Origin of the sequence: Lactobacillus iners (assembly GCF_011058775.1) — a bacterium.
In the GTDB taxonomy this organism is placed as follows: Bacteria; Bacillota; Bacilli; order Lactobacillales; family Lactobacillaceae; genus Lactobacillus; species Lactobacillus iners.
In genome coordinates this window covers 529,625-555,457 of the sequence record NZ_CP049230.1, presented here as the reverse complement: position 1 = coordinate 555,457, position 25,833 = coordinate 529,625, and the positions used below count along the sequence as shown (strand labels likewise).

At 36.6% G+C, this 25,833-nt stretch carries 17 protein-coding genes, 16 tRNA genes, 3 rRNA genes and 1 pseudogene; 1 reads left to right on the top strand and 36 read right to left on the bottom strand.

Annotation, left to right across the window (positions count from 1 at the left end):
* Window positions 1-15 precede the first annotated feature (15 nt).
* The 13 genes from G6Z82_RS02850 to G6Z82_RS02785 all read right to left on the bottom strand — a co-directional run bounded on the left by G6Z82_RS02850 (window position 16) and on the right by G6Z82_RS02785 (window position 13,981).
* Window positions 16-516, bottom strand: coding sequence for a dihydrofolate reductase (locus tag G6Z82_RS02850; protein ID WP_102215186.1), 501 nt, complete (start codon window positions 514-516; stop codon window positions 16-18).
* 21 nt (window positions 517-537) lie between these two features.
* The gene (locus G6Z82_RS02845) at window positions 538-1,494 is read right to left on the bottom strand and encodes a thymidylate synthase (RefSeq protein WP_006731701.1); all 957 of its coding nucleotides are present in this window, start codon (window positions 1,492-1,494) and stop codon (window positions 538-540) included.
* A gap of 63 nt (window positions 1,495-1,557) precedes the next feature.
* Window positions 1,558-2,085, bottom strand: a complete 528-nt coding sequence (locus tag G6Z82_RS02840) for an adenine phosphoribosyltransferase (RefSeq protein ID WP_006730035.1) — start codon at window positions 2,083-2,085, stop codon at window positions 1,558-1,560.
* 95 nt (window positions 2,086-2,180) lie between these two features.
* Window positions 2,181-4,466 carry a single-stranded-DNA-specific exonuclease RecJ gene (gene recJ, locus G6Z82_RS02835; RefSeq protein WP_164785776.1) on the bottom strand — a complete coding sequence of 762 codons (2,286 nt, stop codon included), beginning with the start codon at window positions 4,464-4,466 and terminating at the stop codon, window positions 2,181-2,183.
* The gene (locus G6Z82_RS02830) at window positions 4,463-5,149 is read right to left on the bottom strand and encodes a class A sortase (protein ID WP_006730037.1); all 687 of its coding nucleotides are present in this window, start codon (window positions 5,147-5,149) and stop codon (window positions 4,463-4,465) included. The genes recJ and G6Z82_RS02830 overlap by 4 nt, the downstream gene beginning before the upstream one ends.
* A 1-nt stretch (window position 5,150) precedes the next feature.
* A complete protein-coding gene (gene lepA, locus G6Z82_RS02825; RefSeq protein ID WP_006731694.1) occupies window positions 5,151-6,989 on the bottom strand; it encodes a translation elongation factor 4 in 1,839 nt (612 codons plus the stop codon).
* A gap of 189 nt (window positions 6,990-7,178) precedes the next feature.
* Window positions 7,179-8,312 (bottom strand): molecular chaperone DnaJ, encoded by a 1,134-nt coding sequence (dnaJ, locus tag G6Z82_RS02820; protein ID WP_006736862.1) that lies wholly within the window; start codon window positions 8,310-8,312, stop codon window positions 7,179-7,181.
* A 68-nt stretch (window positions 8,313-8,380) separates the two neighbouring features.
* Window positions 8,381-10,228, bottom strand: a complete 1,848-nt coding sequence (gene dnaK, locus G6Z82_RS02815) for a molecular chaperone DnaK (RefSeq protein ID WP_006730040.1) — start codon at window positions 10,226-10,228, stop codon at window positions 8,381-8,383.
* Between the two features lie 16 nt (window positions 10,229-10,244).
* Window positions 10,245-10,793 (bottom strand): nucleotide exchange factor GrpE, encoded by a 549-nt coding sequence (gene grpE / locus G6Z82_RS02810; protein WP_006733208.1) that lies wholly within the window; start codon window positions 10,791-10,793, stop codon window positions 10,245-10,247.
* A gap of 11 nt (window positions 10,794-10,804) precedes the next feature.
* Complete coding sequence (gene hrcA / locus G6Z82_RS02805) at window positions 10,805-11,863, bottom strand: heat-inducible transcriptional repressor HrcA (RefSeq protein ID WP_006731688.1); 1,059 nt, start codon at window positions 11,861-11,863, stop codon at window positions 10,805-10,807.
* Between the two features lie 258 nt (window positions 11,864-12,121).
* Complete coding sequence (locus G6Z82_RS02800) at window positions 12,122-12,865, bottom strand: hypothetical protein (RefSeq protein WP_006735630.1); 744 nt, start codon at window positions 12,863-12,865, stop codon at window positions 12,122-12,124.
* Between the two features lie 650 nt (window positions 12,866-13,515).
* Window positions 13,516-13,713 carry a hypothetical protein gene (locus G6Z82_RS02790; protein ID WP_153611477.1) on the bottom strand — a complete coding sequence of 66 codons (198 nt, stop codon included), beginning with the start codon at window positions 13,711-13,713 and terminating at the stop codon, window positions 13,516-13,518.
* 4 nt (window positions 13,714-13,717) lie between these two features.
* On the bottom strand, window positions 13,718-13,981 hold the full coding sequence (locus tag G6Z82_RS02785) for a hypothetical protein (protein WP_206528195.1): 264 nt from the start codon (window positions 13,979-13,981) through the stop codon (window positions 13,718-13,720).
* Between the two features lie 31 nt (window positions 13,982-14,012).
* Here G6Z82_RS02785 and G6Z82_RS06700 point away from each other — a divergent pair.
* A pseudogene (locus G6Z82_RS06700) lies at window positions 14,013-14,141 on the top strand (site-specific integrase); the annotation flags it as partial.
* A gap of 79 nt (window positions 14,142-14,220) precedes the next feature.
* Here the strand turns inward: G6Z82_RS06700 and G6Z82_RS02780 are convergent.
* From G6Z82_RS02780 to infB, 23 genes are all read right to left on the bottom strand, one after another.
* Window positions 14,221-14,310, bottom strand: a tRNA-Ser gene (locus tag G6Z82_RS02780).
* Between the two features lie 2 nt (window positions 14,311-14,312).
* A tRNA-Ile gene (locus tag G6Z82_RS02775) sits at window positions 14,313-14,386 on the bottom strand.
* 6 nt (window positions 14,387-14,392) lie between these two features.
* Window positions 14,393-14,463: transfer RNA gene (locus G6Z82_RS02770), tRNA-Gly, on the bottom strand.
* Between the two features lie 13 nt (window positions 14,464-14,476).
* Window positions 14,477-14,549 (bottom strand) — tRNA-Phe (locus G6Z82_RS02765).
* 6 nt (window positions 14,550-14,555) lie between these two features.
* Window positions 14,556-14,628 (bottom strand) — tRNA-Asp (locus G6Z82_RS02760).
* Between the two features lie 2 nt (window positions 14,629-14,630).
* A tRNA-Met gene (locus G6Z82_RS02755) sits at window positions 14,631-14,704 on the bottom strand.
* Window positions 14,705-14,740: 36 nt separating this feature from the next.
* Window positions 14,741-14,814, bottom strand: a tRNA-Ile gene (locus G6Z82_RS02750).
* A 13-nt stretch (window positions 14,815-14,827) separates the two neighbouring features.
* Window positions 14,828-14,901, bottom strand: a tRNA-Met gene (locus tag G6Z82_RS02745).
* A gap of 27 nt (window positions 14,902-14,928) precedes the next feature.
* A tRNA-Pro gene (locus G6Z82_RS02740) sits at window positions 14,929-15,002 on the bottom strand.
* Between the two features lie 3 nt (window positions 15,003-15,005).
* Window positions 15,006-15,082, bottom strand: a tRNA-Arg gene (locus G6Z82_RS02735).
* Window positions 15,083-15,091: 9 nt separating this feature from the next.
* Window positions 15,092-15,177: transfer RNA gene (locus tag G6Z82_RS02730), tRNA-Leu, on the bottom strand.
* Between the two features lie 12 nt (window positions 15,178-15,189).
* Window positions 15,190-15,261, bottom strand: a tRNA-Gly gene (locus G6Z82_RS02725).
* Window positions 15,262-15,265: 4 nt separating this feature from the next.
* Window positions 15,266-15,339, bottom strand: a tRNA-Thr gene (locus G6Z82_RS02720).
* Between the two features lie 32 nt (window positions 15,340-15,371).
* Window positions 15,372-15,453, bottom strand: a tRNA-Leu gene (locus G6Z82_RS02715).
* 15 nt (window positions 15,454-15,468) lie between these two features.
* Window positions 15,469-15,541: transfer RNA gene (locus G6Z82_RS02710), tRNA-Lys, on the bottom strand.
* A 2-nt stretch (window positions 15,542-15,543) separates the two neighbouring features.
* Window positions 15,544-15,616, bottom strand: a tRNA-Val gene (locus tag G6Z82_RS02705).
* A 3-nt stretch (window positions 15,617-15,619) separates the two neighbouring features.
* Window positions 15,620-15,736 (bottom strand): 5S ribosomal RNA (gene rrf / locus G6Z82_RS02700).
* 60 nt (window positions 15,737-15,796) lie between these two features.
* Window positions 15,797-18,696, bottom strand: a 23S ribosomal RNA gene (locus tag G6Z82_RS02695).
* Window positions 18,697-18,913: 217 nt separating this feature from the next.
* A 16S ribosomal RNA gene (locus G6Z82_RS02690) occupies window positions 18,914-20,484 on the bottom strand.
* The 16S, 23S and 5S rRNA genes sit together here with 16 tRNA genes alongside, the layout of an rRNA operon.
* 421 nt (window positions 20,485-20,905) lie before the next feature.
* A complete protein-coding gene (locus G6Z82_RS02685; RefSeq protein ID WP_006731077.1) occupies window positions 20,906-21,835 on the bottom strand; it encodes a bifunctional riboflavin kinase/FAD synthetase in 930 nt (309 codons plus the stop codon).
* Between the two features lie 17 nt (window positions 21,836-21,852).
* Window positions 21,853-22,746: a tRNA pseudouridine(55) synthase TruB gene (gene truB, locus G6Z82_RS02680; RefSeq protein WP_164785775.1), complete on the bottom strand. Its 894-nt coding sequence runs from the start codon at window positions 22,744-22,746 to the stop codon at window positions 21,853-21,855.
* A gap of 60 nt (window positions 22,747-22,806) precedes the next feature.
* Entirely contained in the window at window positions 22,807-23,163 is a 357-nt protein-coding gene (locus tag G6Z82_RS02675) for a ribosome-binding factor A (protein WP_006731073.1), read from the bottom strand.
* Window positions 23,164-23,196: 33 nt separating this feature from the next.
* On the bottom strand, window positions 23,197-25,833 hold the full coding sequence (infB, locus tag G6Z82_RS02670) for a translation initiation factor IF-2 (protein ID WP_164785774.1): 2,637 nt from the start codon (window positions 25,831-25,833) through the stop codon (window positions 23,197-23,199).

Here is a 25,833-nt window from a genome sequence, read left to right as displayed (position 1 = left end):
ATCAAAAATACTAACTTACAACCTAACATATGTTAAAAAACTATAGTTATATTTATTTTTAGTATCTTTACAAAAATCTTCTCTATTTATTAACTTATACCTATTATAATCAATAATTGCCATTTTAGTATCAGCTTTAAACCTATTTTGAATAATCGTTTGTTCTAATCGATCTGGTATGTCTTTTAAAGCATCAAATAAAGAAAAGCCACCAATTATATATATAGTTTTTTGCTCATTTAAAAGCCATTTACGCAAATCAGTTAAACTATTAAAAATAGTTATTTGATCATTATCTTTATAATAATTAGTAAATTCTGCGTCTGTTGTTAAAATCACATGGTGTCGATTCTTAAGTAAGCCCGGAAAACTATCAAAAGTTTTTCGACCCATCACTATAGTATGATTTTCCGTCAATCTTTTAAAATGTTTTAGATCAGCTGGCAAATGCCATGGTAATTTTCCCTTATTACCAATATTGCCAGCTAAATCCTCTGCCCAAATAAAAACAATCACTAATATACTTACCTCTCACAATTAAACTGCAACTGGTGCTTTAATAGTCCCATGATGATTATAATCTATTAACTTTATATCTTTCATTTCAAAATCTAAAACTCTGTGTTTCAATGGATTAAGCCATAATGTAGGAGAATCATATGCATTCCGTGATAATTGCTTGTTAACCTGATCAAAATGATTCTTATAAATATGTGCATCACCCAAAGTATGCACAAATTCACCTAATTCCAGTCCAGTTTCTCTAGCAACCAAATTCAATAATAAAGAATAACTTGCAATATTAAATGGAACACCTAAAAACATGTCACCAGATCTCTGATACAACTGCAAACTCAATTTATTATCATTAACATAAAATTGAAATAAAACATGGCATGGTGGCAATGCAACATTAGGAATATCTTCAGGATTCCATGCACTAACTATTAAGCGACGTGAATCTGGATTAGTCTTAATTTGTTCAATAACATTACCTAACTGATCAATAGTATCACCCCTACTAGTTTGCCAACGCCTCCATTGAGCACCATAAACATTACCCAAATCACCATATTTTTTGGAAAATGTTGCATCACTTAATATTTTCTCGGTAAATATATTCATTTGTTCTTGATATTTTATATTAAACAATTCATCGGTTTGTTGTCGCAAGCCAAAATTTGTCATGTCGGGGCCATTATATTCAGTAGAACTTACCCAATTCTTAAAAGCCCACTCATCCCAAATATGATTTTTGTGTTCCAACAAAAATTTTATATTAGTATCGCCCCTTAAAAACCATAACAATTCACTTTTTATTAAACCAAAAGGAACATGTTTTGTGGTAATTATAGGAAATCCCTCGGACAGATCAAAATGCATTTGTGCACCAAAGATGCTGCGTGTGCCAACACCTGTGCGATCAGACTTATCATGCCCTTCCAACATTATTTTTTGTAATAAATCTAAATATGGCTGTTCAAGCTTAGTCAATTCAATAATCCTCCTAAAAAAAAATCTAAGCATTTATTAAACTTAGATTCTTAGAAATAATATTTATTCGCCGTGATATTTAACTAAAGAATATATATCAATATCACTAAATTTTTCTACGCCTTTTAAATCAACAAGTTCAACATAAAATGCTGCACCTACTACTTCACCACCAAGTTCTTTTACTAATTTGACAGTTGCATGCAATGTTCCCGCAGTTGCCATCAAATCATCACAAATCACAACTTTTTGACCCGGTTTAATTGCATCTATATGCATTTCCAAAGAATTAGAACCATACTCTAAGTCATATGAAGCTTTTTTAACTGCACGAGGTAATTTATGTGGTTTACGTGCTGGAACAAAGCCAATACCTAATTCATTTGCTACAGGACATCCTACAATAAAACCTCTAGCTTCAGGACCTACAATAACTTCTGCACCCTTGCTCTTAGCAAATTCTGCCAATTCATGTGTTGCAGCTCGATAAGCCGTACCATTTTGTAAAATAGGTGTTATATCTCTAAAAATTATTCCTTCATTGGGAAAATCCTTAATACTAGCTATATATTTTTTAAAATCAATTGCCATAAAATCACAAACCAACTTCCTATATGCAATAACATTTACTCACACTATATGTAAAAGTATTATAACATTCTACTTTTTGTTTTAACAAATTCATATTATAAATTACTATTATGATCCTTAATATATTTTAACAAACTATCTGAAGACATGTTTTTTAACATATCTGTAAATGTCAATCGTTGACTAATCGCCTGGAAATACTTAGAATCAGTAATTTTAGTAACTTTAGGACTAGTTATAGCCTTAATTAGCTCATTTTTAACATCATAATCAATCCAATTCAATTCCCAAAATACACGCAAAACAAATTTGATACAATCATAATTTATACCTAAGTATGTAGCAACTAGCTTATAATCAGACAATGATAAATTTGGATGATTAACAATATAGTTGAATATACTTTCAAATAATTCTCTATCTGGTAATTTTGATATTGGATATGGATCAATCAAAAAACGTAAATATATTTTGTTAAAATCATTGTTAAGCACCCTATCGAATTGTTCTTTACTTGTAGGAGTATCTAAAAAAACAACACTCTCATTATTTTGCATATAATCAGTTGCCAAAATAATTTTATCAGATGATATATTATCAATATTATTAGCTATTTCTATACTATTTTTGTCAAAAAGCAGATATCTATCTGCAAAGCCCATAATATAATTTTCATTACGTAAATCGACAATTCTAACACTCGTCAACGATGGCGGAGCAGCAAAAATAAAATCGCTGATAATTCCCTGTAATTTAGCTTTATTATTCCACTTATTTATGCCTAAAGTTACCATAATCATATGAACATATGGCAATATATTTGTATCTAAGTAGCTCCTATCAAATCCTATTAAATCAAGCTCATTGGAAAAGTTGCTCACACACATTTTAATATGATTTTTATTCTGGCCTATTTTAATTAACTTAGATATATGTGGATTAGTTATAGAAAAAACAGGTTCTGGATTATCCGTTCCAAAAGGACCTACTTTAACCATTTGACGGTAAGTATCCAATGTCAAATCGTTAAGATTTAACTCATCATCATACATTTTTACGAGTTCACTAGTAGCAACAGGCTGAAAAGAACTCTCAAAACAATCACGCAATTTTACTAAAGAATCTTTTTTTAATGAAAGACCACATGCAAACTCATGACCACCAAATTTTGTTAAAACTGTACCTTTAAGTTTTATAAGTGCATTGAATAGATTGAATCCTACAACAGACCGACCTGATCCTTTTAATTCACCATTATCGGCTTCAGTTAGAATAATAGTCGGTTTATGATATTTTTCCGCTATTTTATTAGTTACTAAGCCCAATACTCCTTCGTGAAAATTATGATCGTATAAAACTAATGTCTTTTTAGATTGCCATCCATATTGCTGAATTTGCTTTTCACATATCTCAAATATTTCCTGAGTTAATTGTTTACGTTTATCATTCAATTTTTCAACTATTGATGCCAATTTTTCAGCTTCTTCTTCGTCATCACACAGCAAAAGATTTACCGCTAAATTTGCATCTGCTAACCTACCTACAGCATTAATTCTAGGACAAATAGCAAATCCAACATCACTAGCATCAATAGATCCCAACTCTAATCCTGCATTTTTGATCAATGCACGTAATCCTGGCCTTTGAGTATTATTTAAAATTTCAAGCCCTTGCTTAACTATTATATGACCTTCACCAGATACTTTAACCATATCACCTATGGTACCTATCATAGCTAAATCCAATAACTCAGACATATTATCAGTCATTAGTGCACGACAAATAGTATATGCTACACCAGCACCACAATAATCATCAAATGGGTAATCTTGATTAGGATAATTACAATGAACTATTGCATATGCATCAGGAATTTCATCTTGAAAAATATGGTGATCAGTCACAATAGTATCTACCCCACATTTTTTGGCATAATTCACTTCTTCAATTCCTGTTACGCCATTATCTACTGTAATTATCAACTTAGTACCATTACTTACCAATTCCTGATAACGTTCCAAACTAGGTCCATATCCATCATCAAACCTATTTGGAATAAAAAAATCAACATCAGCTCCTAAGATACTCAAAGTTTCGACCATAATACTTGTCGCAGTAATACCATCAGCATCATAATCGCCATATACTGTAATTTTTTCACCCTTATCGATAGCCTGATTAATTCTATCGACTGTCTTTTCCATATCATGCATTAAAAATGGATCAGCTAATTTACTTTCATCGGCATTTAACCAAAAATCTAATTGTTGATCAGTATTGATGCCTCTAATCGCAAATAATTTAGCTTGTATAGGACTTAATTTATACTTTGCAATTAAATCTTTATCTAAAGATTCTGCTTGTTTTTTCTTCCATATCATTGTCGTAACTTAAATATCCTCAATTTTTCATCAGTAGCTTTAACTGTTTTTATTAAAGACCCTCTGATAGCCCATCGATTAGCTCCCCAATCAGCACACGTTATTAATGTAACTATATTTTTTCTAGTATCATCCACTAACCATACAGCAGTAGGTGGAACTTTTTTCTTCATATATATTTTATAAATATAAACTTTTTTTAAATCTGTTAAATATATTAATTTGCCCTTTTTTACTGATTCTAATGGTGAAAAGAGGCTACCATTAGCAGTCATGTAATGACCAGCTAATGGATAATTACCATGACCCATTTTTTGATCTGGACGCATAGTGCCACCACCTGTAGATAATGAATCATTACTTAATCCTTTTAGAATTGGTAAATACATATGGACACTTGGAATTGCAATAGCACCCACTGCTTTAGCATTATTTTTGATCCGAGATTTAGTAACCTGGGCAAAATCAATACTTTTAACCTTGGAAAAATCAAATTGACCTTTAGATTTCTCATTCTCTCTAATCTTATCCTTATTAAGATTATGCAATACTTCATTTTGGGACTGTTTGGCAATAAATGATGTTATTTGTGGACTAAAAATTAAAGCTAGACCTACAATAAAACAAATAAATGCTAAAATATAACGTAAATTTATATTTCTACGTGTTTTTTTATCTGCCATCTTATTTTCCTTTTATATCGTCATCATCCATTTTCAATACAGCCATAAATGCATCTTGGGGAACTTCTACTCGTCCAATAGCTTTCATTCTTTTTTTACCCTTGCGTTGTTTTTCTAACAACTTGGCTCTTCGATCTGGATCTCCAGTATGAATCTTCCATGTAACATCTTTACGATAAGGTTTAATAGTTGCTCTAGAAATAATCTTAGCACCAATAGCACCTTGAACATCAACTTCAAAATTTTGACGAGGAATAAGTTTCTTTAACATACTCGTCATTTGTCGTGCTCTGGTTTGTGCTTCATCATTATGTGCAATAAAACTCAATGCATCTACTGGTTCATGATTTAATAACATATCTATTTTTACTAAATTTGTCGATCGATAGCCTATAATTTCATAATCTAAGGACGCATAACCTTTTGTGAAAGATTTCAAATCATCAAAGAAATCATAAATTATATCAGCTAATGGCATTTTATAAATAACATTAACCCTAAACTTATCTAGATAATCCATAGTCTGAAACTCGCCATGTTTTTTTTGACATAATTCCATAACCGCACCCACAAAATCATTTGGAACCATAATTTCCGCCTTCACAAATGGTTCTTGAACATCTTGATATTCACCCGCATCAGGTAAATCTGAAGGATTATCTATCAACTTTACAGATCCATCATTCATAATCGCATGATAATCTACACTAGGTGCCGTCATAATCAATTGCATCCCGAATTCCTGCTCTAATCTCTCTTGAACAACATCCATATGCAATAATCCCAAAAAACCACATCTAAAACCAAATCCTAGTGCTTGTGAAGTTTCAGGCTCAAATTCTAATGCAGCATCATTCAATTGCAATTTTTGCAATGCTTCCTTTAAATCATCATATTTTTGATTATCAACTGGATACATACCTGAATATACCATAGGTGGAATTTGTCTATAACCTGGTAATGGTGTAGCCGTAGGATTGCAACTACTAGTAATAGTATCACCTACTCGCGTTTCACGTACTGACTTAATATTGGCAGTAATATAGCCTACATCACCAGCAACCAACATTTCCTTTTTTACAGGATATGGACTAGAAACACCGACTTCAGTAACTTCAAAATCCTTGCCAGTATTCATAATCCTAATCTTATCACCTGGCTTTACAATTCCATCTTCTATTCTTACAGATAATACAACTCCACGATAATCATCATATTTTGAATCAAAGATAAGTGCTTTTAACGGTGCCTTTAAATCACCTGAAGGAGCTGGTATATCTTGAACAATTCTTTCCAACAAATCAGGGATTCCTATACCAGTTTTGCCTGAAACTTCAACAGCTTCAGTGGCATCCAATCCCAACATTTCTTCTATTTCATCCTTACACATATCTGGATCAGCTGAAGGCAAATCGATTTTATTTATAACTGGCAAGATTTCCAAATCACTATCCATTGCTAAATATGTATTAGCTAAAGTTTGAGCCTGTACACCTTGGGATGCATCAACAATTAATAATGCACCTTCACATGCTACAAGTGATCGCGAAACTTCATATGAAAAATCTACATGTCCTGGCGTATCAATTAAATGAAAAAAATAAGTTTCTCCATCCTTAGCACAATATTTAACTTCAACAGAATTTAGCTTAATGGTAATACCACGTTGTCGCTCTAATGGCATATCATCTAACAATTGATTTTTCATTTGGCGTTCACTAACAGTATCTGTTAGTTCTAAAATTCTATCAGCAATGGTCGATTTTCCATGATCAATATGTGCCACAATGGAAAAATTTCTAATATGCTTTTGATATTCTTTCAATTTATCAAGATCCATGTATTCACCCGTTTAATTCTTTCTATCACTAGGAAATTATTATAACAAATAAAAACATTAATTAAAATAAATAATAGTCTTAGATAACAAACTTCACCTTTAACTACAAAAGGTCTGATTCTGATTATTTAATATCAAAATCAAACCTTAAAATTTAATACTGTATCTCAGTTACTATCTTAAAAAACTTTATGATAACTTATCTTTCAATCTTTCAAAGAAATTTTTTTCCTGAGGTGTAATACTTCCACCACCAGCTTTAACAAAATCAACAAGGGCTTCTTTTTGCTTATCATTAATTTCTTTTGGTATCACAATATTAATCAGAACTTCCTGATCACCATTACCCTTACCATTCAAGCGAGGAACACCTTCACCACGCAATTTAAATCTTGTATTTGGTTGTGTACCTGCAGGTATTTTTAATGAAACCTTACCATGAACGGTATCAACTTGAATATAATCACCCAAAGTAGCTTGTGCAAAGGAAATCTTGGCTTCAGAATAAATTGTTGTGCCTCTACGTGTAAATTCAGCACTTGGTTTTACTTTAAACACAATATATAAATCACCATACGTGCCACCATTTTTACCAGCTTCACCTTGTTCACTTAGCCTAATTTGTTGCCCATTATCAATACCAGCTGGAATATCAACCTGCAAAGTTTGTTCTTTATCTATGCATCCCTTGCCATGGCAAGTATTACATGGATGTTTAATAATTAATCCTTTTCCTCCACATTGATCACAACTAGCTTGCTGTCTAATAATGCCAAATGGAGTTTGACGAGTAATATTTATAACACCCATTCCTTTACATTTTGAACAAGTAATTGGATGTGTACCTTTTTCTGCTCCATTACCATGACAAGATGAACATATTTCACTTCTAGTATATGTAATATTTGTTTTCTTGCCTCTAATAGCATCCATAAAGTCAATTGTAAGCGTATAATCCAAATCTTGACCACGTTGCGGTGCAGTAGGATCTACATGTCGTCTACCTGTACCACCACCAAAGAGATCACCAAAGATATCGCCAAAACCATCAAAGCCACTAAAATCACTATACTGAGTGCCACCGCCGAAACCACTTTGTCCATTAACACCAGCATGTCCAAATTGATCATATTGAGCTCTTTTTTGCTTATCATGCAAAACTTCATATGCTTCGTTAACTTCTTTATATTTTTCTTCCGCACCCTGTTCATGGTTTATATCAGGATGATATTTTTTAGCTAATTTTCGATACGCTTTATTAATTTCAGCATCACTAGCAGTTTTATCAACCCCTAAAATATCATAATAATCACGTTGTGACATTTAATTACTCCTTAACTATCAAAAGAAAAGAACTACAACATGGCAGTTCTTTTCTTTATAATCGACAACTATTTATCAGGATCAACCTTGTGGAAGTCACCATCTACCGTTGAATTACCATTACCATCCGTACCTTTATCATTACCATTACCATTTTCTTTAGTACCAGATTGACCTTGGGTATTTTGTTTTTGATACAACTTAACTGCTAAATCTTGTGCAACCTTTGACAAAGCATCTTTCTTTTCCTTCATTGCTACAAGGTCATTATCTTTTTGAGCTTTCTTCAAAGCTTCTAATGCATCTTCAACCGGTTTAATATCATTGTCACTAAGTTTACCTTTTACTTCTTCCAATGTCTTATTAGTACTAAAGATAACTTGATCTACTTCATTACGTAAATCTGCTTCTTCCTTTTTCTTTTTATCTTCTTCTGCATGTTCTTCTGCTTCTTTTTGCATGCGTTTAATTTCTTCATCAGATAATCCAGTAGAACTCTTAATAGTTATCTTTTGCTCTTTACCAGTACCCATATCTTTAGCAGACACATTAACGATACCATTCTTATCAATATCAAACGTTACTTGAATTTGTGGAACACCACGTGGTGCAGCAGGAATATCAGTTAATTGGAATCTTCCTAAAGTCTTATTATCTGCTGCCATAGGACGTTCACCTTGTAGAACATGAACATCAACGGCAGGTTGATTATCTGCAGCTGTGGAGAAGATTTGACTCTTTGAAGTTGGAATAGTAGTGTTTTTATCAATTAACTTAGTAAATACACCACCCATAGTTTCTATACCAAGAGACAAAGGCGTAACATCAAGCAACACAATATCTTTAACATCACCAGTTATTACACCACCCTGAACGGCAGCACCCAAAGCAACAGCTTCATCAGGATTAATAGAATGATCAGGATCCTTCCCAGCCCATTGCTTAACAGCTTCTTGAACTGCTGGAATACGAGTTGAACCACCATTTAAAATTACTTTATCGATATCCGAAACTGATAAGCCTGCATCCTTCAATGCATTGTCAAATGGTATCTTAGTTCTAGCAACTAAATCATGTGTCAATTCGTCAAACTTAGCTCTACTTAAATCAGCTTCTAAATGCAATGGACCTGATTCTCCAGCTGAAATAAATGGCAATGAAATATGTGTAGATGAAATACCTGATAAATCTTTTTTAGCCTTTTCTGCAGCATCTTTCAAACGTTGTAAAGCCATCTTATCGGATGATAAATCAACACCATTTTCCTTCTTAAAGTTTTCAATTAACCAATCGATAATGGCATTATCAAAGTCATCACCACCAAGGTTAGTATCACCATTTGTAGACAAAACTTGGAAAACGCCGTCGCCTAACTCTAACACAGAGACGTCAAACGTACCACCACCAAGATCATATACTAAGATCTTTTCATCTTTTTCATCTTTATCTAATCCATATGCTAATGAACTTGCAGTTGGTTCATTAATAATTCTTTGAACATTTAATCCAGCAATTTTTCCAGCATCTTTAGTAGCTTGTCTTTGAGCATCGTTAAAGTAAGCAGGAACAGTAATTACAGCATCCTTTACTGGTTCACCTAGATAATCTTCAGCAAACTTTTTGATATATTGCAAAATCATTGCTGATATTTCTTGTGGAGTATATTCCTTACCATCTACCTTAACTTTATATCCTTCTTCACCCATATGACGTTTAATTGAAGAAATAGTATTTGGATTAGTTATTGCTTGTCTTTTAGCTACTTCACCAACTTGAATTTCACCATTCTTAAAAGCAACAACTGATGGTGTAGTACGATTACCTTCAGGATTAGTAATAATCTTAGGTTCTTTTCCTTCCAACACAGCTACAGCTGAATTAGTAGTTCCTAAATCTATTCCGATAACTTTTGACATAAATTAACTTCCTCTCTTATTTTGTTACAACTACCATAGCAGGTCTTAAAGTTCTATCTTTGTACAAGTATCCTTTTTGCAATACTTGTACAACATGATCAGGTTCCTGATCTTTCACTGCATCAACAGTTTGAACAGCTTGATGTAATTTTGGATCAAATTTTTCACCATCAGCTTTAATTTCTGATATTCCATGATCACTTAACGCTTTAATCAACGCATCTAATGTCATTTGAACTCCCTTTTTTAACTGAACAGTCACATCGCTATCACTTTCGACCATTAATGCACGCTCAAGATTATCCAATGCAGGAAGAATATCTTTAGCTATACTTTGTGACTCATACTTTATCAACTGTGCACGCTCCTTGGAATAGCGATTTTGTGCATTTTGAATTTCTGCTTCACTACGTAGATATTTATCTTCCAATTCCTGATTTTTTAACTCCAGCTCTTGGATCTTTTTAGTGTATTTGCTTACATCTTCTTTATTAGAAGACGTTTTTGGTTTGGTATTATTTTTTTCTTTTTTACTATCCGCTGAATTATCTTTATGTTCTTTCACAACTTACCTCCTCACTTAAAATCACCATAATACTCCAATAACTTATTAGCTAACTCGTTTCTAAAATATTCAAGTAAGCCTATCATCTGCGAATATGGCATATTACTTGGACCTAACAATGCTATCGTCCCTGTACCATGTTTGCCAACACTATAATCGACAGTCAATAAACTGCAATCTTCTAATAACTTTGATGGCATCTCAGAACCTAAATGGACTCTAACATTAGTATGTGAATTATGATTTATAATCTGATTAGTATCAAATCCAATAAAATCTGACATTAATTGTTTTTGATCTATCAACTGATAAAGCGATCGTAATTTATTAAGATCATTAATCCCAGAATTATTTAACAAATTTATTTGACCATTTACATACATTTGCTCACTAGCTGCATCTTTTATAACGTCTTGAAGAAGATCTAAAAATATTGTAGCAGAGCCACGAGAAACTAACTCTTTAGCAATTTGATTTAAACAGCCACTATTCACATCAGTTAAAGATTTACCAATTAACTGCTTATTAATTAAAGCAACGGCTTTTTCAACTTCGTCACCCGAAGTATGATGGGGCAAAGTATATATCTGATTTTGAACATTTCCATCATCAGTAACTAAAATGGCCATCACCCTGTTGGCAGACAATGGAACAATCCTAAACCCAGTAATATAAATATCAATATTTTCAGGACCTGCAGCAAATGCTGTATAATTAGTCAAATCAGATAAAATTTTTGTCGCCTCTTCAATAATTTCATTTACTTGATGAAAAGGTTGATCCAATTGCTTAATAATTTGGTGATATACAGAATCTGAAATTTCTATAGGATCTACCAAATAATCTAAATAATATCTATATCCGGAAGCAGACGGTACCCTACCGCTAGAAGAATGTGTTTTTTCCAAAAATCCAAAATCTTCTAATACAACCATTTCATTTCTAATTGTTGCACTAGAAACCTTGATAGGTAATTGTAACATCACCGTTTTTGATCCTACCGGTTCATGCGTCTGCGTAAAATCATTAATGATAGTCTCTAAAATCAATTCTTGGCGTTCGGTTAACATCTGATCCCCCCTTTTAATTAGCACTCAAGATGTTATTGTGCTAACAATTAATATAATACTAGATTTTAGCATTTTTTCAAGTAAAGTATTCAATTTTTTCAAAAATTATTTAACAAGGATTACTAATTGCTGTTAAACTAAGTCAACATCCAAATAGTGTGTCATAAATATCAAAAATTTTACAATATAAAAAACTGACCGCTCAAGAATGGCTGAAGGTCAGTTTTATTACATATATAACTAATACATAAATTATTATTATTTATTATTTTTAGTTTTACTTAAATTCATAAACAAAGTAACAATGGAAACAATGGTCAATATCAAAACAATAAATAAAAATACTGCCAACATTTTTCCACTATTTTCAACATCTGCATAATTAGTAAAAGTAGATATTAAACTACTAAAAGAATACTTTCCACCTAATATGCTGAATATTTTATGACAAACTACGTGCATAAGTACTGTAACTACAACTGTAACTGCTGGAAAAACAAATGTTGCTTTTTTCCACTTGTTTCCATCTTTTAGCTCCGAAAATTTAATTACAAGTGCAGCAATAGCACAAAATACTACAAAATTTTGAAATGCAAATGCACTACTAAGATTTGATAAATAACTTAACATAGAATATATACTTGCTTTGTATTGTGAACTCATATATAAAATATAAATAATATTTAAGCCCAACACTGAAAATATAGCGAGCAATATCTTGTCAAATAAATTATTGACATCGTATTTAACTATATTATCTATAAATCCTTGCACCCCTTCATCATTTGAAATTTTGTTAGTAAAGTCACTAACTTTATCTGATAAATTAGAAGTTTTAGGTGTTTTTTTAGAAAATATCTTCTTATCGCCCATTTCATACATTTCAAATTCATCACCAACATGAACAGAGCAATCAAAATCCGAAATAGGAACTTCTTTGGCTGTTCCGTCAGGAAATCCTAAAATCACGCTCTTCTCCGTTACTTTTATTGCTTTAATCATAATTTAACCCCTCATATTATTATAATTAATTAATATTATACGACATATTCTTTAAAAGAAAAATATAAAAATAAAGATGTTATATATATTTTTTAAAAAATATATATTTTGACTAAATATACTTCTAGCTATCTTTTTTGGGCAAAAAAACTAAAAAGTGAGCTCCTTTATATAATTATTTTACCTAATATTTATGTTTAATGAAACTATGTATTCGTGTACACAGCAGAATGTTTGAATAAACCATATTTTAATTCTATATAATGTACACATGTCCCCTAACCCTAACTACTTAATTTTGTGCAAAATAAAATCGCCTTACTTTAGGTTGGCGGTTAGTTATCTTGCTCTTGTAATATTTTAAGAACTTCTTTTAATTTTCTTCTTCGTTCTTCTGCTAGCTTTCGTTGTTCTTCATTTTCTGGTTGACGCATTTCAGAATATACAGACCATCATATTCTAATTTTTCTAACTCTAGCCCTGTATTAAACAAGAATTCTCTTTACTTTTTGAATTTTCCCCAGCTTAATACTTCAACGTAAGCTCCTAATGTGCCTTTAGGAACTATAATTGCAATATTATGGTTACTACCAAACACTCCCTTAGTAGTAACTGAGGTACTAAGAAATTTATCAATAGCCTTTCTAGGTTTAATTTTGTTTATCTTGTTGTTTTGCTAGTCTTTCTCTTTCTTCAAATAATTTTTTTTGAATACGTAAAAATTTTTTCATTTCTCTTTTATTTTTTTCGAGCCTTTTCTTGGATTTGATTCGCCCGAATATCTGATCTGGTGATGCATCTTCATGCCATCTTTTAGCAGAAAACGGCTTTTGTTTCTGTTCTTCCATTTTATTATTCCTCCAGCATAACTACAGTCATAATTCCATTTTGTTCATAGGTTTTAACTATCCTAAATTTGGTATTCCTAGGGAAAATAACTTCTTGTTCATTATAGTTGTATTTTGACACATCCCTAGCCGACTTGCAATGTTTAATAATCATATGAACTTGCTCTGTTCCTTCACCATAGTGATCTTTAGAAGCTGAAAGATACGCTTTATCTACAAAAACAACGTTAAAGAAGCTACTGCAAATAAAACAAATATCAATTATCAAAAACAATTAAAAGCGATTTTAATACTTTATCGTAAAACCTAAAACAGTACAAATGCTATTGGGTCACTCTGATATAAGAATTACTTTAGATATTTACACACACATCACAAAAAAGAACCAGGATGATGCAATTGACGCACTTAAAAAATTAGATCTGTAAATAAAAAAGCACTTTGTTAGCCAAAAAGTGCTTTTTTATACTATAAATGTTGATATACTACAATTATTTGCTTTAACTACGGAGATTGAGAGATTCGAACCCTCGCGCCAGCCTTAGCCAACCTACACCCTTAGCAGGGGCGCCTCTTCAGCCTCTTGAGTAAATCTCCAATGGGCCTAAATGGACTTGAACCATCGACCTCACGCTTATCAGGCGTGCGCTCTAACCAGCTGAGCTATAGGCCCATTTTAAGCGGGTAACGAGAATCGGACTCGCGACTAAAGCTTGGAAGGCTTTCATTTTACCACTAAACTATACCCGCTTTTTCCTATAAATGGCGCGGGACGGAATCGAACCGCCGACACAAGGAGCTTCAATCCTTTGCTCTACCAACTGAGCTACCGAGCCATTCTACGGTCCCTACCGGATTCGGACCGGTGATCTCCTCCGTGACAGGGAGGCGTGATAACCCCTACACCAAGGGACCAATTGCGGGAACAGGATTTGAACCTATGACCTTCGGGTTATGAGCCCGACGAGCTACCAGACTGCTCCATCCCGCGATATTTACCTTTTTATAAAAAAAACAAAGATCTCTATGGACCTTGTAGGACTCGAACCTACGACCCGACGGTTATGAGCCGTCTGCTCTAACCAACTGAGCTAAAGGTCCAACTTACCTTTTATAGCGGCGGGGGGGATCGAACCCTCGACCTCCCGGGTATGAACCGGACGCTCTAGCCAGCTGAGCTACACCGCCATTCATTTCCTTGTAACCTTGTTACAATCGGGAAAACAGGATTCGAACCTGCGACCCCCTGGTCCCAAACCAGGTGCTCTACCAAGCTGAGCCATTTCCCGTTATGGTGCACCCTGAAGGATTTGAACCTTCAACCTTCTGATTCGTAGTCAGACACTCTATCCAGTTGCGCTAAGGGTGCATCATTATATGCCGAGGACCGGAATCGAACCGGTACGGTTGTCACCAACCGCAGGATTTTAAGTCCTGTGCGTCTGCCAGTTCCGCCACCCCGGCATTATAATGATAAGCGGAAGACGGGATTCGAACCCGCGACCCCCACCATGGCAAGGTGATGTTCTACCACTGAACTACTTCCGCATTATGCCGATTAAAGGATTCGAACCTTCGACCCCCTGTTTACAAGACAGGTGCTCTAGCCAACTGAGCTAAATCGGCTTCCTATTCTTTTTTTCTGTTTACTCACAGAATACGGGTGATGAGACTTGAACTCATACGTCCGGAGACACTAGAACCTAAATCTAGCGCGTCTGCCAATTCCGCCACACCCGCAAAACTTGGGTCTAATGAGTCGTGGCAGGCTCGAACTGCCGACCCTCTGATTAAAAGTCAGATGCTCTACCAACTGAGCTAACGACTCGATGGAGGATACAGGGCTCGAACCTGTGACCTCCTGCTTGTAAGGCAGATGCTCTCCCAGCTGAGCTAATCCTCCATTGCACGGCAACGTCCTACCCTCGCAGGCAGTTTCCCACCAACTACTCTCGGCGTTAAGAACCTTAACTTCTGTGTTCGACATGGGAACAGGTGTTTCCTTCTTGCTTTCGCCACCGTACTCTTCCTTGAGCTTTTACACTCAAAACTGAATATAATCTCTGCTTCTTCCGAGCTCTCTTTGGTCAAGTTCTCGACTTATTAGTACCGGTCCGCTCCAAGCATCACTGCTCTTCCACTCCCGGCCTATCTACCTCATCGTCTCTAAGGTGTCTTACTGCTTTCGCTTCGGAAATCTCATCTTGAGGGGGGCTTCGCACTTAGATGCTTTCAGCGCTTATCCCTTCCATACATAGCTACCCAGCGGTGCCTTTGGCAAGACAACTGGTACACCAGCGGTATGTCCATCCCGGTCCTCTCGTACTAAGGACAGCTCCTCTCAAATTTCCTACGCCCACGACGGATAGGGACCGAACTGTCTCACGACGTTCTGAACCCAGCTCGCGTGCCGCTTTAATGGGCGAACAGCCCAACCCTTGGGACCGACTTCAGCCCCAGGATGCGACGAGCCGACATCGAGGTGCCAAACCTCCCCGTCGATGTGAACTCTTGGGGGAGATAAGCCTGTTATCCCCAGGGTAGCTTTTATCCGTTGAGTGATGGCCTTTCCATGCAGTACCACCAGATCACTAAGCCCTACTTTCGTACCTGCTCGAGTTGTCTCTCTCGCAGTCAAGCTCCCTTCTACCTTTACACTCTGCGAATGATTTCCAACCATTCTGAGGGAACCTTTGGGCGCCTCCGTTACTCTTTAGGAGGCGACCGCCCCAGTCAAACTGCCCACCTGACACTGTCCTCTCACACGCTTAGTGTGACGAGTTAGAGGATCCATCAAACAAGGGTAGTATCCCAACATTGCCTCTGATAAAACTGGCGTCCTATCTTCTCTGGCTCCTACCTATCCTGTACATGTTTAACAAATACTCAATATCAAGCTACAGTAAAGCTCCATGGGGTCTTTCCGTCCTGTCGCGGGTAACCCGCATCTTCACGGGTATTATAATTTCACCGAGTCTCTCGTTGAGACAGTGCCCAAATCATTACACCTTTCGTGCAGGTCGGAACTTACCCGACAAGGAATTTCGCTACCTTAGGACCGTTATAGTTACGGCCGCCGTTTACTGGGGCTTCAATTCTAACCTTCGCTTTCGCTAAGCTATCCTCTTAACCTTCCAGCACCGGGCAGGTGTCAGTACCTATACGTCATCTTACGATTTTGCAGATACCTGTGTTTTTGATAAACAGTTGTTTGGGCCTCTTCACTGCGGCTGATTTCTCTTCAGCACCCCTTCTCCCTAAGTTACGGGGTTATTTTGCCGAGTTCCTTAACGAGAGTTCTCTCGCTCACCTGAGGATTCTCTCCTCGACTACCTGTGTCGGTTTGCGGTACGGGTACTCGCTCTCTGGCTAGAAGCTTTTCTTGGCAGTGTGACTTCATGACCTTCGCTACTTTGATTTCACTCCGCATCACGTCTCAAAATTGGCTACAAGCATTTGACTCGCATCCTTCCTTAACGCTTACACATGATTCCATCTCCATGCGTCATTAGCCTCCTGCGTCCCTCCTTCGCTCTTATCGATTACGAATAGTACAGGAATATCTACCTGTTGTCCATCGGCTACGCCTCTCGGCCTTACCTTAGGTCCCGACTTACCCTGGGCGGACGAGCCTGCCCCAGGAAACCTTAGTCTTTCGGCGGACAGGATTCTCACCTGTCTTTCGCTACTTATACCGGCATTCTCACTTCTAAACGCTCCAACAGTCCTTTCGATCTGCCTTCTCCGCCTTTAGAACGCTCTCCTACCACGCAGCTAACTGCATCCACGGTTTCGGTACTATGCTTAGCCCCGGTAAATTTTCGGCGCAGCGTCACTCGACTAGTGAGCTATTACGCACTCTTTAAATGGTGGCTGCTTCTGAGCCAACATCCTAGTTGTCTGTGCAACTCCACATCCTTTTCCACTTAGCATAGATTTTGGGACCTTAACCGGTGATCTGGGCTGTTTCCCTTTCGACTACGGATCTTATCACTCGCAGTCTGACTCCCGTGCATTGATATCTGGCATTCGGAGTTTATCTGGATTCAGTAACCCCTGACGGGCCCCTAGTCCAAACAGTGCTCTACCTCCATTATCATTCACACGAGGCTAGCCCTAAAGCTATTTCGGAGAGAACCAGCTATCTCCAAGTTCGTTTGGAATTTCACCGCTACCCACAACTCATCCCCGCAATTTTCAACTTGCGTGGGTTCGGTCCTCCAGCGTGTTTTACCACGCCTTCAACCTGGTCATGGGTAGGTCACTTGGTTTCGGGTCTGCGTCATGATACTATCTCGCCCTCTTCAGACTCGCTTTCGCTTCGGCTCCGTCTTTTCTGACTTAACCTTGCACCACAACGCAACTCGCCGGTTCATTCTACAAAAGGCACGCCATCACACTTTAACGTGCTCTGACTACTTGTAGGCACACGGTTTCAGGTTCTCTTTCACTCCCCTCCCGGGGTTCTTTTCACCTTTCCCTCACGGTACTGGTTCACTATCGGTCACTGGTTAGTATTTAGCCTTGCGAGATGGTCCTCGCGGATTCAATCGGGATTCCTCGTGTCCCGACCTACTCAGGATCCTGCTCACCTCGTTTCCGGATTTCGCTTACGGGGCTCTCACCCTCTTTGGCTTATCTTCCCAGATAATTCTGCTATCCTTCCATTCGGCTTTTTACAGTCCTTCTACCCCTAATGGCAAGCCATTAGGTTTGGGCTCTTTCCTGTTCGCTCGCCGCTACTTGGGAAATCGATCTTTCTTTCTCTTCCTGCAGCTACTTAGATGTTTCAGTTCACTGCGTCTTCCTCCTTAATGCTATCTATTCACATTCAAGGTGACACCTCGCGGTGCCGGGTTCCCCCATTCGGATATCTCCGGATCTCTGCGTACTTACCGCTCCCCGAAGCATTTCGTCGTTTGTCACGTCCTTCATCGGCTTCCAGTGCCTAGGCATTCACCGTGCGCCCTTCTCTACTTGACCTATTCAAGTTGAGCTTCTCTCTTCTCGGTCGCTCTTTTTTCAATCTGTTCTTTGATTGTCTCGGTTTTTGCTTTGATTATATTCAGTTTTCAATGTCCTAACTCTTGAGTGCTTATTGCCCTCAAAACTAAACAAAGTTTCTTTGTGTGCTTTCCGCTTGGCTTCTCATATCCTTCTCTTAGCATCTCTGCTCTCCAGATACTTTCGCCTTCCTTAGAAAGGAGGTGATCCAGCCGCAGGTTCTCCTACGGCTACCTTGTTACGACTTCACCCTAATCATCTGTCCCGCCTTAGACGGCTGACTCCTTTCGGTTATCCCGCCGGCTTCGGGCGTTACAGACTCTCATGGTGTGACGGGCGGTGTGTACAAGGCCCGGGAACGTATTCACCGCAACGTGCTGATTTGCGATTACTAGCGATTCCAGCTTCATGCAGGCGAGTTGCAGCCTGCAATCCGAACTGAGAACGGCTTTCAGAGATCCGCTTGCCTTCACAGGGTCGCTTCTCGTTGTACCGTCCATTGTAGCACGTGTGTAGCCCAGGTCATAAGGGGCATGATGACTTGACGTCATCCCCACCTTCCTCCGGTTTGTCACCGGCAGTCTCATTAGAGTGCCCAACTTAATGCTGGCAACTAATGACAAGGGTTGCGCTCGTTGCGGGACTTAACCCAACATCTCACGACACGAGCTGACGACAGCCATGCACCACCTGTCTCATAGTCCCCGAAGGGAACATCTAATCTCTTAGACTGGCTATGGATGTCAAGACCTGGTAAGGTTCTTCGCGTTGCTTCGAATTAAACCACATGCTCCACCGCTTGTGCGGGCCCCCGTCAATTCCTTTGAGTTTCAACCTTGCGGTCGTACTCCCCAGGCGGAGTGCTTAATGCGTTAGCTGCAGCACTGAGAGGCGGAAACCTCCCAACACTTAGCACTCATCGTTTACGGCATGGACTACCAGGGTATCTAATCCTGTTCGCTACCCATGCTTTCGAGCCTCAGCGTCAGTAACAGACCAGAGAGCCGCCTTCGCCACCGGTGTTCTTCCATATATCTACGCATTTCACCGCTACACATGGAGTTCCACTCTCCTCTTCTGTACTCAAGCTCGACAGTTTCTGATGCAATTCTCCGGTTGAGCCGAAGGCTTTCACATCAGACTTATCGAGCCGCCTGCACTCGCTTTACGCCCAATAAATCCGGACAACGCTTGCCACCTACGTATTACCGCGGCTGCTGGCACGTAGTTAGCCGTGACTTTCTAATTGATTACCGTCAAACAAAGGTCAGTTACTACCCCTGTCCTTCTTCACCAACAACAGAGCTTTACGAGCCGAAACCCTTCTTCACTCACGCGGCGTTGCTCCATCAGACTTGCGTCCATTGTGGAAGATTCCCTACTGCTGCCTCCCGTAGGAGTTTGGGCCGTGTCTCAGTCCCAATGTGGCCGATCAGTCTCTCAACTCGGCTATGCATCATCGCCTTGGTAGGCCGTTACCCTACCAACTAGCTAATGCACCGCAGGTCCATCCAAGAGTGATAGCAGAACCATCTTTTAAACAGTTGATAGGCATCATCTGTTGTTATCCGGTATTAGCATCTGTTTCCAGGTGTTATCCCGATCTCTTGGGCAGGTTACCCACGTGTTACTCACCCGTCCGCCGCTAGCCTGTATCTTGTTTCACAGAGTGCAAGCACTCCGATCTTCAAGGCAGACTCGCTCGACTTGCATGTATTAGGCACGCCGCCAGCGTTCGTCCTGAGCCAGGATCAAACTCTCAATTTATTTTTAAATTGAACTGTTCTAGCTCATTTTCGATTTGTTTGATTTGTTATCTCAAATTTATTGCTTGCGAAATTGACTTCGCTTTTGTTTGGGGTCTTACCCCCGCACACAATTAGCGAAACTTTGTTCAGTTTTCAAGGTACTACGCACATCTAGTGCTTGTTTAGTTTATCATACTTAGTTCTGTTTGTAAAGAACTTTTTTCTCATAAACCTGCCGCTCACGTCTTATCCGTGACGACATTTAAAAATTATACATGATTGAAAAGTGTTTTTCAACTACTTTTTTCAATTTTTATGTCATCTGAAATGTAATCATTCAGACAACTTCTTTATGTTACTCTTTTAATCGAATTTTTGCAAGAGATTATAAAAAAAATGATTTAAATTTATTAGCTACTTAAAATTCAAATCATTTTTTGTTATTTTTTGTCGAAATATCGCTGTATATTTGTTTTATCTATATTTAATTGATTAATTAGCGAATTAATATCATTAAATTTAATATTATCTCGGATAAATTCATACCAATATAAAATTATTTTTTCGTCATATATATCTTCGCAAAAGTCGAATATATAAGTCTCTATTGTTTTTTTACTATTATTAAAAGTGTCATTATAACCCACAGATGTCATAGAATTATATAATTTACCTTTTATTAACGTTTGTGTTGCATACACACCATTATAAGGCAGTATTTTTTTACAATTAATGCATAAATTAGCGGTAGGAAAGCCCAACATATGTCCACGATGAAAACCATGAACTACCACACCTGACATGCTATATGGACAACCCAATAAATCAGCTGCCAATTTTACATTGCCATGAGATATTGCTTCCTTTATTTCTGTAGAACCAATTTTTTCACCCTTAAATGTTGCCTCAGGCTCTATCACCAAATCAAATTTTCCTTTAGAGTAGGTCAACAAAGTCTGAATATTGGCAATTTTTTGTGGACCGTATGTATAATCATACCCAACTACAACGACACTGGGATTAAACATCAGAATTACATTATCAATAAAATCAGCTGGTTTTAATCTACACATAGATTCATTAAATTTCATTACCACTAATAAATCTACGTTAAATTTTCGCATTTTTGCCGTTTTTTCACTCAGGGTATCGATATATTTAAAATTTTTATCATCTAGATACAATTCTTTAGGATGTTTATCAAATGTCAAAACAACTAAAGGAACTTGTTTATCATCAGCAATTTTTCTAGCCTTAAAAATTATTTTTTGATGTGCAATATGTACTCCATCAAAAAAACCTAGTACTACAACAGCATTTGAACAAATCTTTCTACTATCAATAGGATTATCCAATAATATCGTTTCCAATATCTCTAACCTTCTTATTAATCATTTTGTAAAAGCATTAATTGTGGTTTATAAACATTTAGTTTCTTTTCATATATGGCCTTAATTTTACCGCTATAAACTAATGCTACTTCATTGCTGGAGGCATTTATTTTCAAAGCTGCTCCATTTCTAACCTGGTCATATTGTTCTGAATTCAAAACAAAATGCTCTACATTATCAAAAAAACTGTCAATAGGCTGTAACCAAAACTGAGGTTGATCTATTTGTCTGCTAATATCTTCTAATGTTACTGCATCTGTAATATTATAGCCAGAACTAGCAATTCGCGTTAATTTAACCATAACTGCAGGTACATCCAATATAACACCTAAATCATTTACTAATGACCTAACATAAGTTCCTTTAGAGCATGTAACAGAAAAATCAAACGTTTGTTGCTGCTTTTCACAATCATAAGTAGAAGTATTAACTAAATTATAGCTCTTTACTGTTACATCTCTCATTGGACGCTGTACTTCAATATTTTCCCTAGCATATTCATATAATCTTTTGCCATTGACTTTGACTGCAGAATATATGGGAGGCATCTGAGAAATATCACCAACTAATTTTTTCATCCCAGATTGAATCTCTTCATCCGAGAAGGGAGTTATGATTTTTTTCTCTGCTATTTTCTTACCAGTTACGTCATAACTATCGGTAGCAAAACCTAATAAGCCTACACCTATATATTTTTTATCTTTTTCATGCATTTTTTCTATTAATTTAGTTGCCTGCCCAACTGCAATAGGTAAAACACCATTTACCTCTGGATCTAGCGTCCCAGCATGCCCTATTTTCTTTATTTTTAATAGTTTTCGTAATTTATAAACGCAGTCACTACTTGTTACTCCACGTGGCTTATTTAATACAATAATCCCATTTAGCATATATAAATATATCTCCTTACACTAAAAGACGTCCAATGGGCGTCTTTTTTAAAACAAATATTATCTTTTTTTATCTTGTTCTTGCACTTGCTTAATCAATTGATCAATTTTACTACCATATGCAACAGAATTATCACGTTTAAAAATCAATTCAGGTACTTTAAATAAGGTTAAATTATTACTTAACAAATGCCTCATTAATCCTTTTGCTTTTTCTAGCCCTTGTGATACTTCTTCTTCTCTCACAGAATTATCTGTTAATAAACTATAGTAAATAGTAGCATAAGAAAAGTCATTAGTACACTCAACAGCTGTAATAGAAATTTCTCTTAATCTTGGATCGCTAATTTCTTTACGTAAGATCTTAGTTAATTCACGTAAAATTTCTCCTTCAACACGACCTATTCTATGCTTCATTTATAAGCTCCTTTTATAATTTATCAAACTAATTTATTTAACTGGAACCTCTTGCATCTCATATGCTTCCAGTTGATCATCGATTTTAATATCATTAAAGTTTTCGATAGTAATTCCACATTCAAATCCTTGTTTTACTTCTTTAACATCGTCTTTAAATCGTTTCAGAGATGCTACTTTACCATCATATTTAACAATACCATCGCGAATAACACGTACGCCAGAATCCTTAGTAATATAACCGCTATCGACCAATGCTCCTGCAATTGTACCTACTTTAGAAACTTTCCAAGTTTCACGAACAGTTAAACTACCAACCACTTTCTCTTCATAAGTAGGTTCAAGCATTCCCTTCATAGCTGCTTCAACATCATCTATTGCTTTATAAATTATATTATAAAGACGAATATCCAATCCTTCATTATCCGCTTGACTTCTAGCAGTAGCTGTAGGTCTCACATTGAATCCAATGATAAATGCATTAGATGCACTAGCTAAAGTTACATCAGATTCATTAATTGCTCCAACACCTGCGTGAATAATATTAACACGAACTCCTTCAACATCAATTTTTTCCAATGATTGTTGTAAAGCTTCAGTAGATCCTTGTACATCTGCCTTTAATACAATACCTACTTCCTTCATATTTTCTTTCTTCATAGTGTCAAACAAATTATCTAAAGTTACATGCTGTGTATTTTCACGTTGTTTTTCTAGTGAATTTCTAGCTCTTTGTTCACCAACACTTCTAGCAGTCTTTTCATCTTCAAATACTACCAACTTATCTGCAGCTTCTGGCACATCACTCAAGCCTGTAATCTCTACAGGTGTTGATGGCGTTGCCTTTTTTACTCTGCGACCCTTATCATTGGTCATAACACGTACACGTCCAAATGTATCACCAATAACGATTGGATCACCTATATTCAAAGTACCTTGTTGAACTAAAACGTCAGCTACGGGGCCTCTTCCCTTAGATAATCGTGCTTCAATAACAGTACCTATAGCTTTTTGGTTAGGATCTGCTTGTAATTCCATCATATCAGCTTGCAATAGAATCATTTGTAACAAATCATCAACATTTTCACCAGATTTAGCAGAAATTTTAACGAAAATTGTATCTCCACCCCAATCTTCTGGTACAAGTCCATATTTCATCAATTGCTCCATAACATGATCGGGATTAGCACCTGGTTTATCTATCTTATTAACCGCTACAATAATAGGTACACCTGCACTCTTAGCGTGATCTATTGCTTCTACGGTTTGTGGCATAACTCCATCGTCTGCAGCAACTACTAAAACAACAATATCAGTAACTTCAGCACCACGGGCACGCATATTTGAAAATGCTGCATGACCTGGAGTATCCAAGAATGTAATTAAACGATCATCCAATTTAACTTGATATGCACCAATTTTTTGTGTAATACCACCAGCTTCATGTGCAGAAACATTGGTGTTACGCAATCTATCAAGTAAAGTAGTCTTACCATGGTCAACATGTCCCATAATAGTAACAACTGGTGGTCTTTTTACCAAGTTTTGCGATTTTTTTGATACTTCCATTTCATGCTCATATAGATTATCAATATCTGATATATCTTCATGAACTTTTTCTTTGGATTCAATACCATATTCTGCAGCAAGTAATTCAATAGTATCTTTACTCAAAGATTGATTTTGATTAGTCATGATACCCAACATGAACAATTTTTTGACAATTTCTGCTGGTTCACGATGAAGTAATTTACCTAAATCCTGAGCATTCATACCCTCTTCAAAAACTAATATTTCTGGTAATGGACGATCTTTTCTTTGTGTTGGTTGTTTTTTTATTAAATCAACTTGTTGTTGACCCTTGACTTTTCTATTCTTACGACGTCTAGCTTTATCAGATTGCTCACTTCTTTCAAAATCAGCATCATCATCACGTTGCTTCTTACGCCCAGTTTTACCATATTCTTTATTACGCAATTTACGGTTCTCTTCTGGTGGCACTGGACTATCAGAAATAACTGCTGAAATATCCATACTTTTAGTTGCTTTTGCCTGTCTTGGTCTAAAATCACGTTTAGCATTACTATGTTTAACTTGATCATTTTTAGCTTCGTTATCAGCCTTTTGACGAGCAGGAGATAATTTTATAATTTTTGGACCAGCAACTTTCTTGGCAACTTTTACTCTAGCTCTCACAGCCTCTGCACCTTCAACTGGCATCTTATTTTCAGTCGCATCAACTTTTTTGATTTGTTCCTCATGCCATTGCTTTTTTGAACGCTTAACTTGCTCTTCTAATGCTACAGATTCTTGTCTTTGTTTTTTCTGCAATTTATTTAATAAATCGCGTGCTGCTGGTTTTGGATTATTTACTTTTTCTTTTGGAGAGTTTGTATTTTTAGTTAAATCAGCCTTTTTTTTCTTTTTATTATTATCTTCATTACCATTGGTACGACGTAATGCACCTACAGATACTTTTATCTTACTTTTATTTGGTCTCTTTTTATCAGATTTATTTTTGTACAATTCACGTATCTTATTAATTTGATCATCAGTTAATGAAGACATATGACTTTTCACATCAAATCCTAACTCTCTAGCCTTTTCCACAATAAATTTATTTTCGATGCCTAATTCTTTAGCCAATTCATATAACCTAATCCTAGTCAT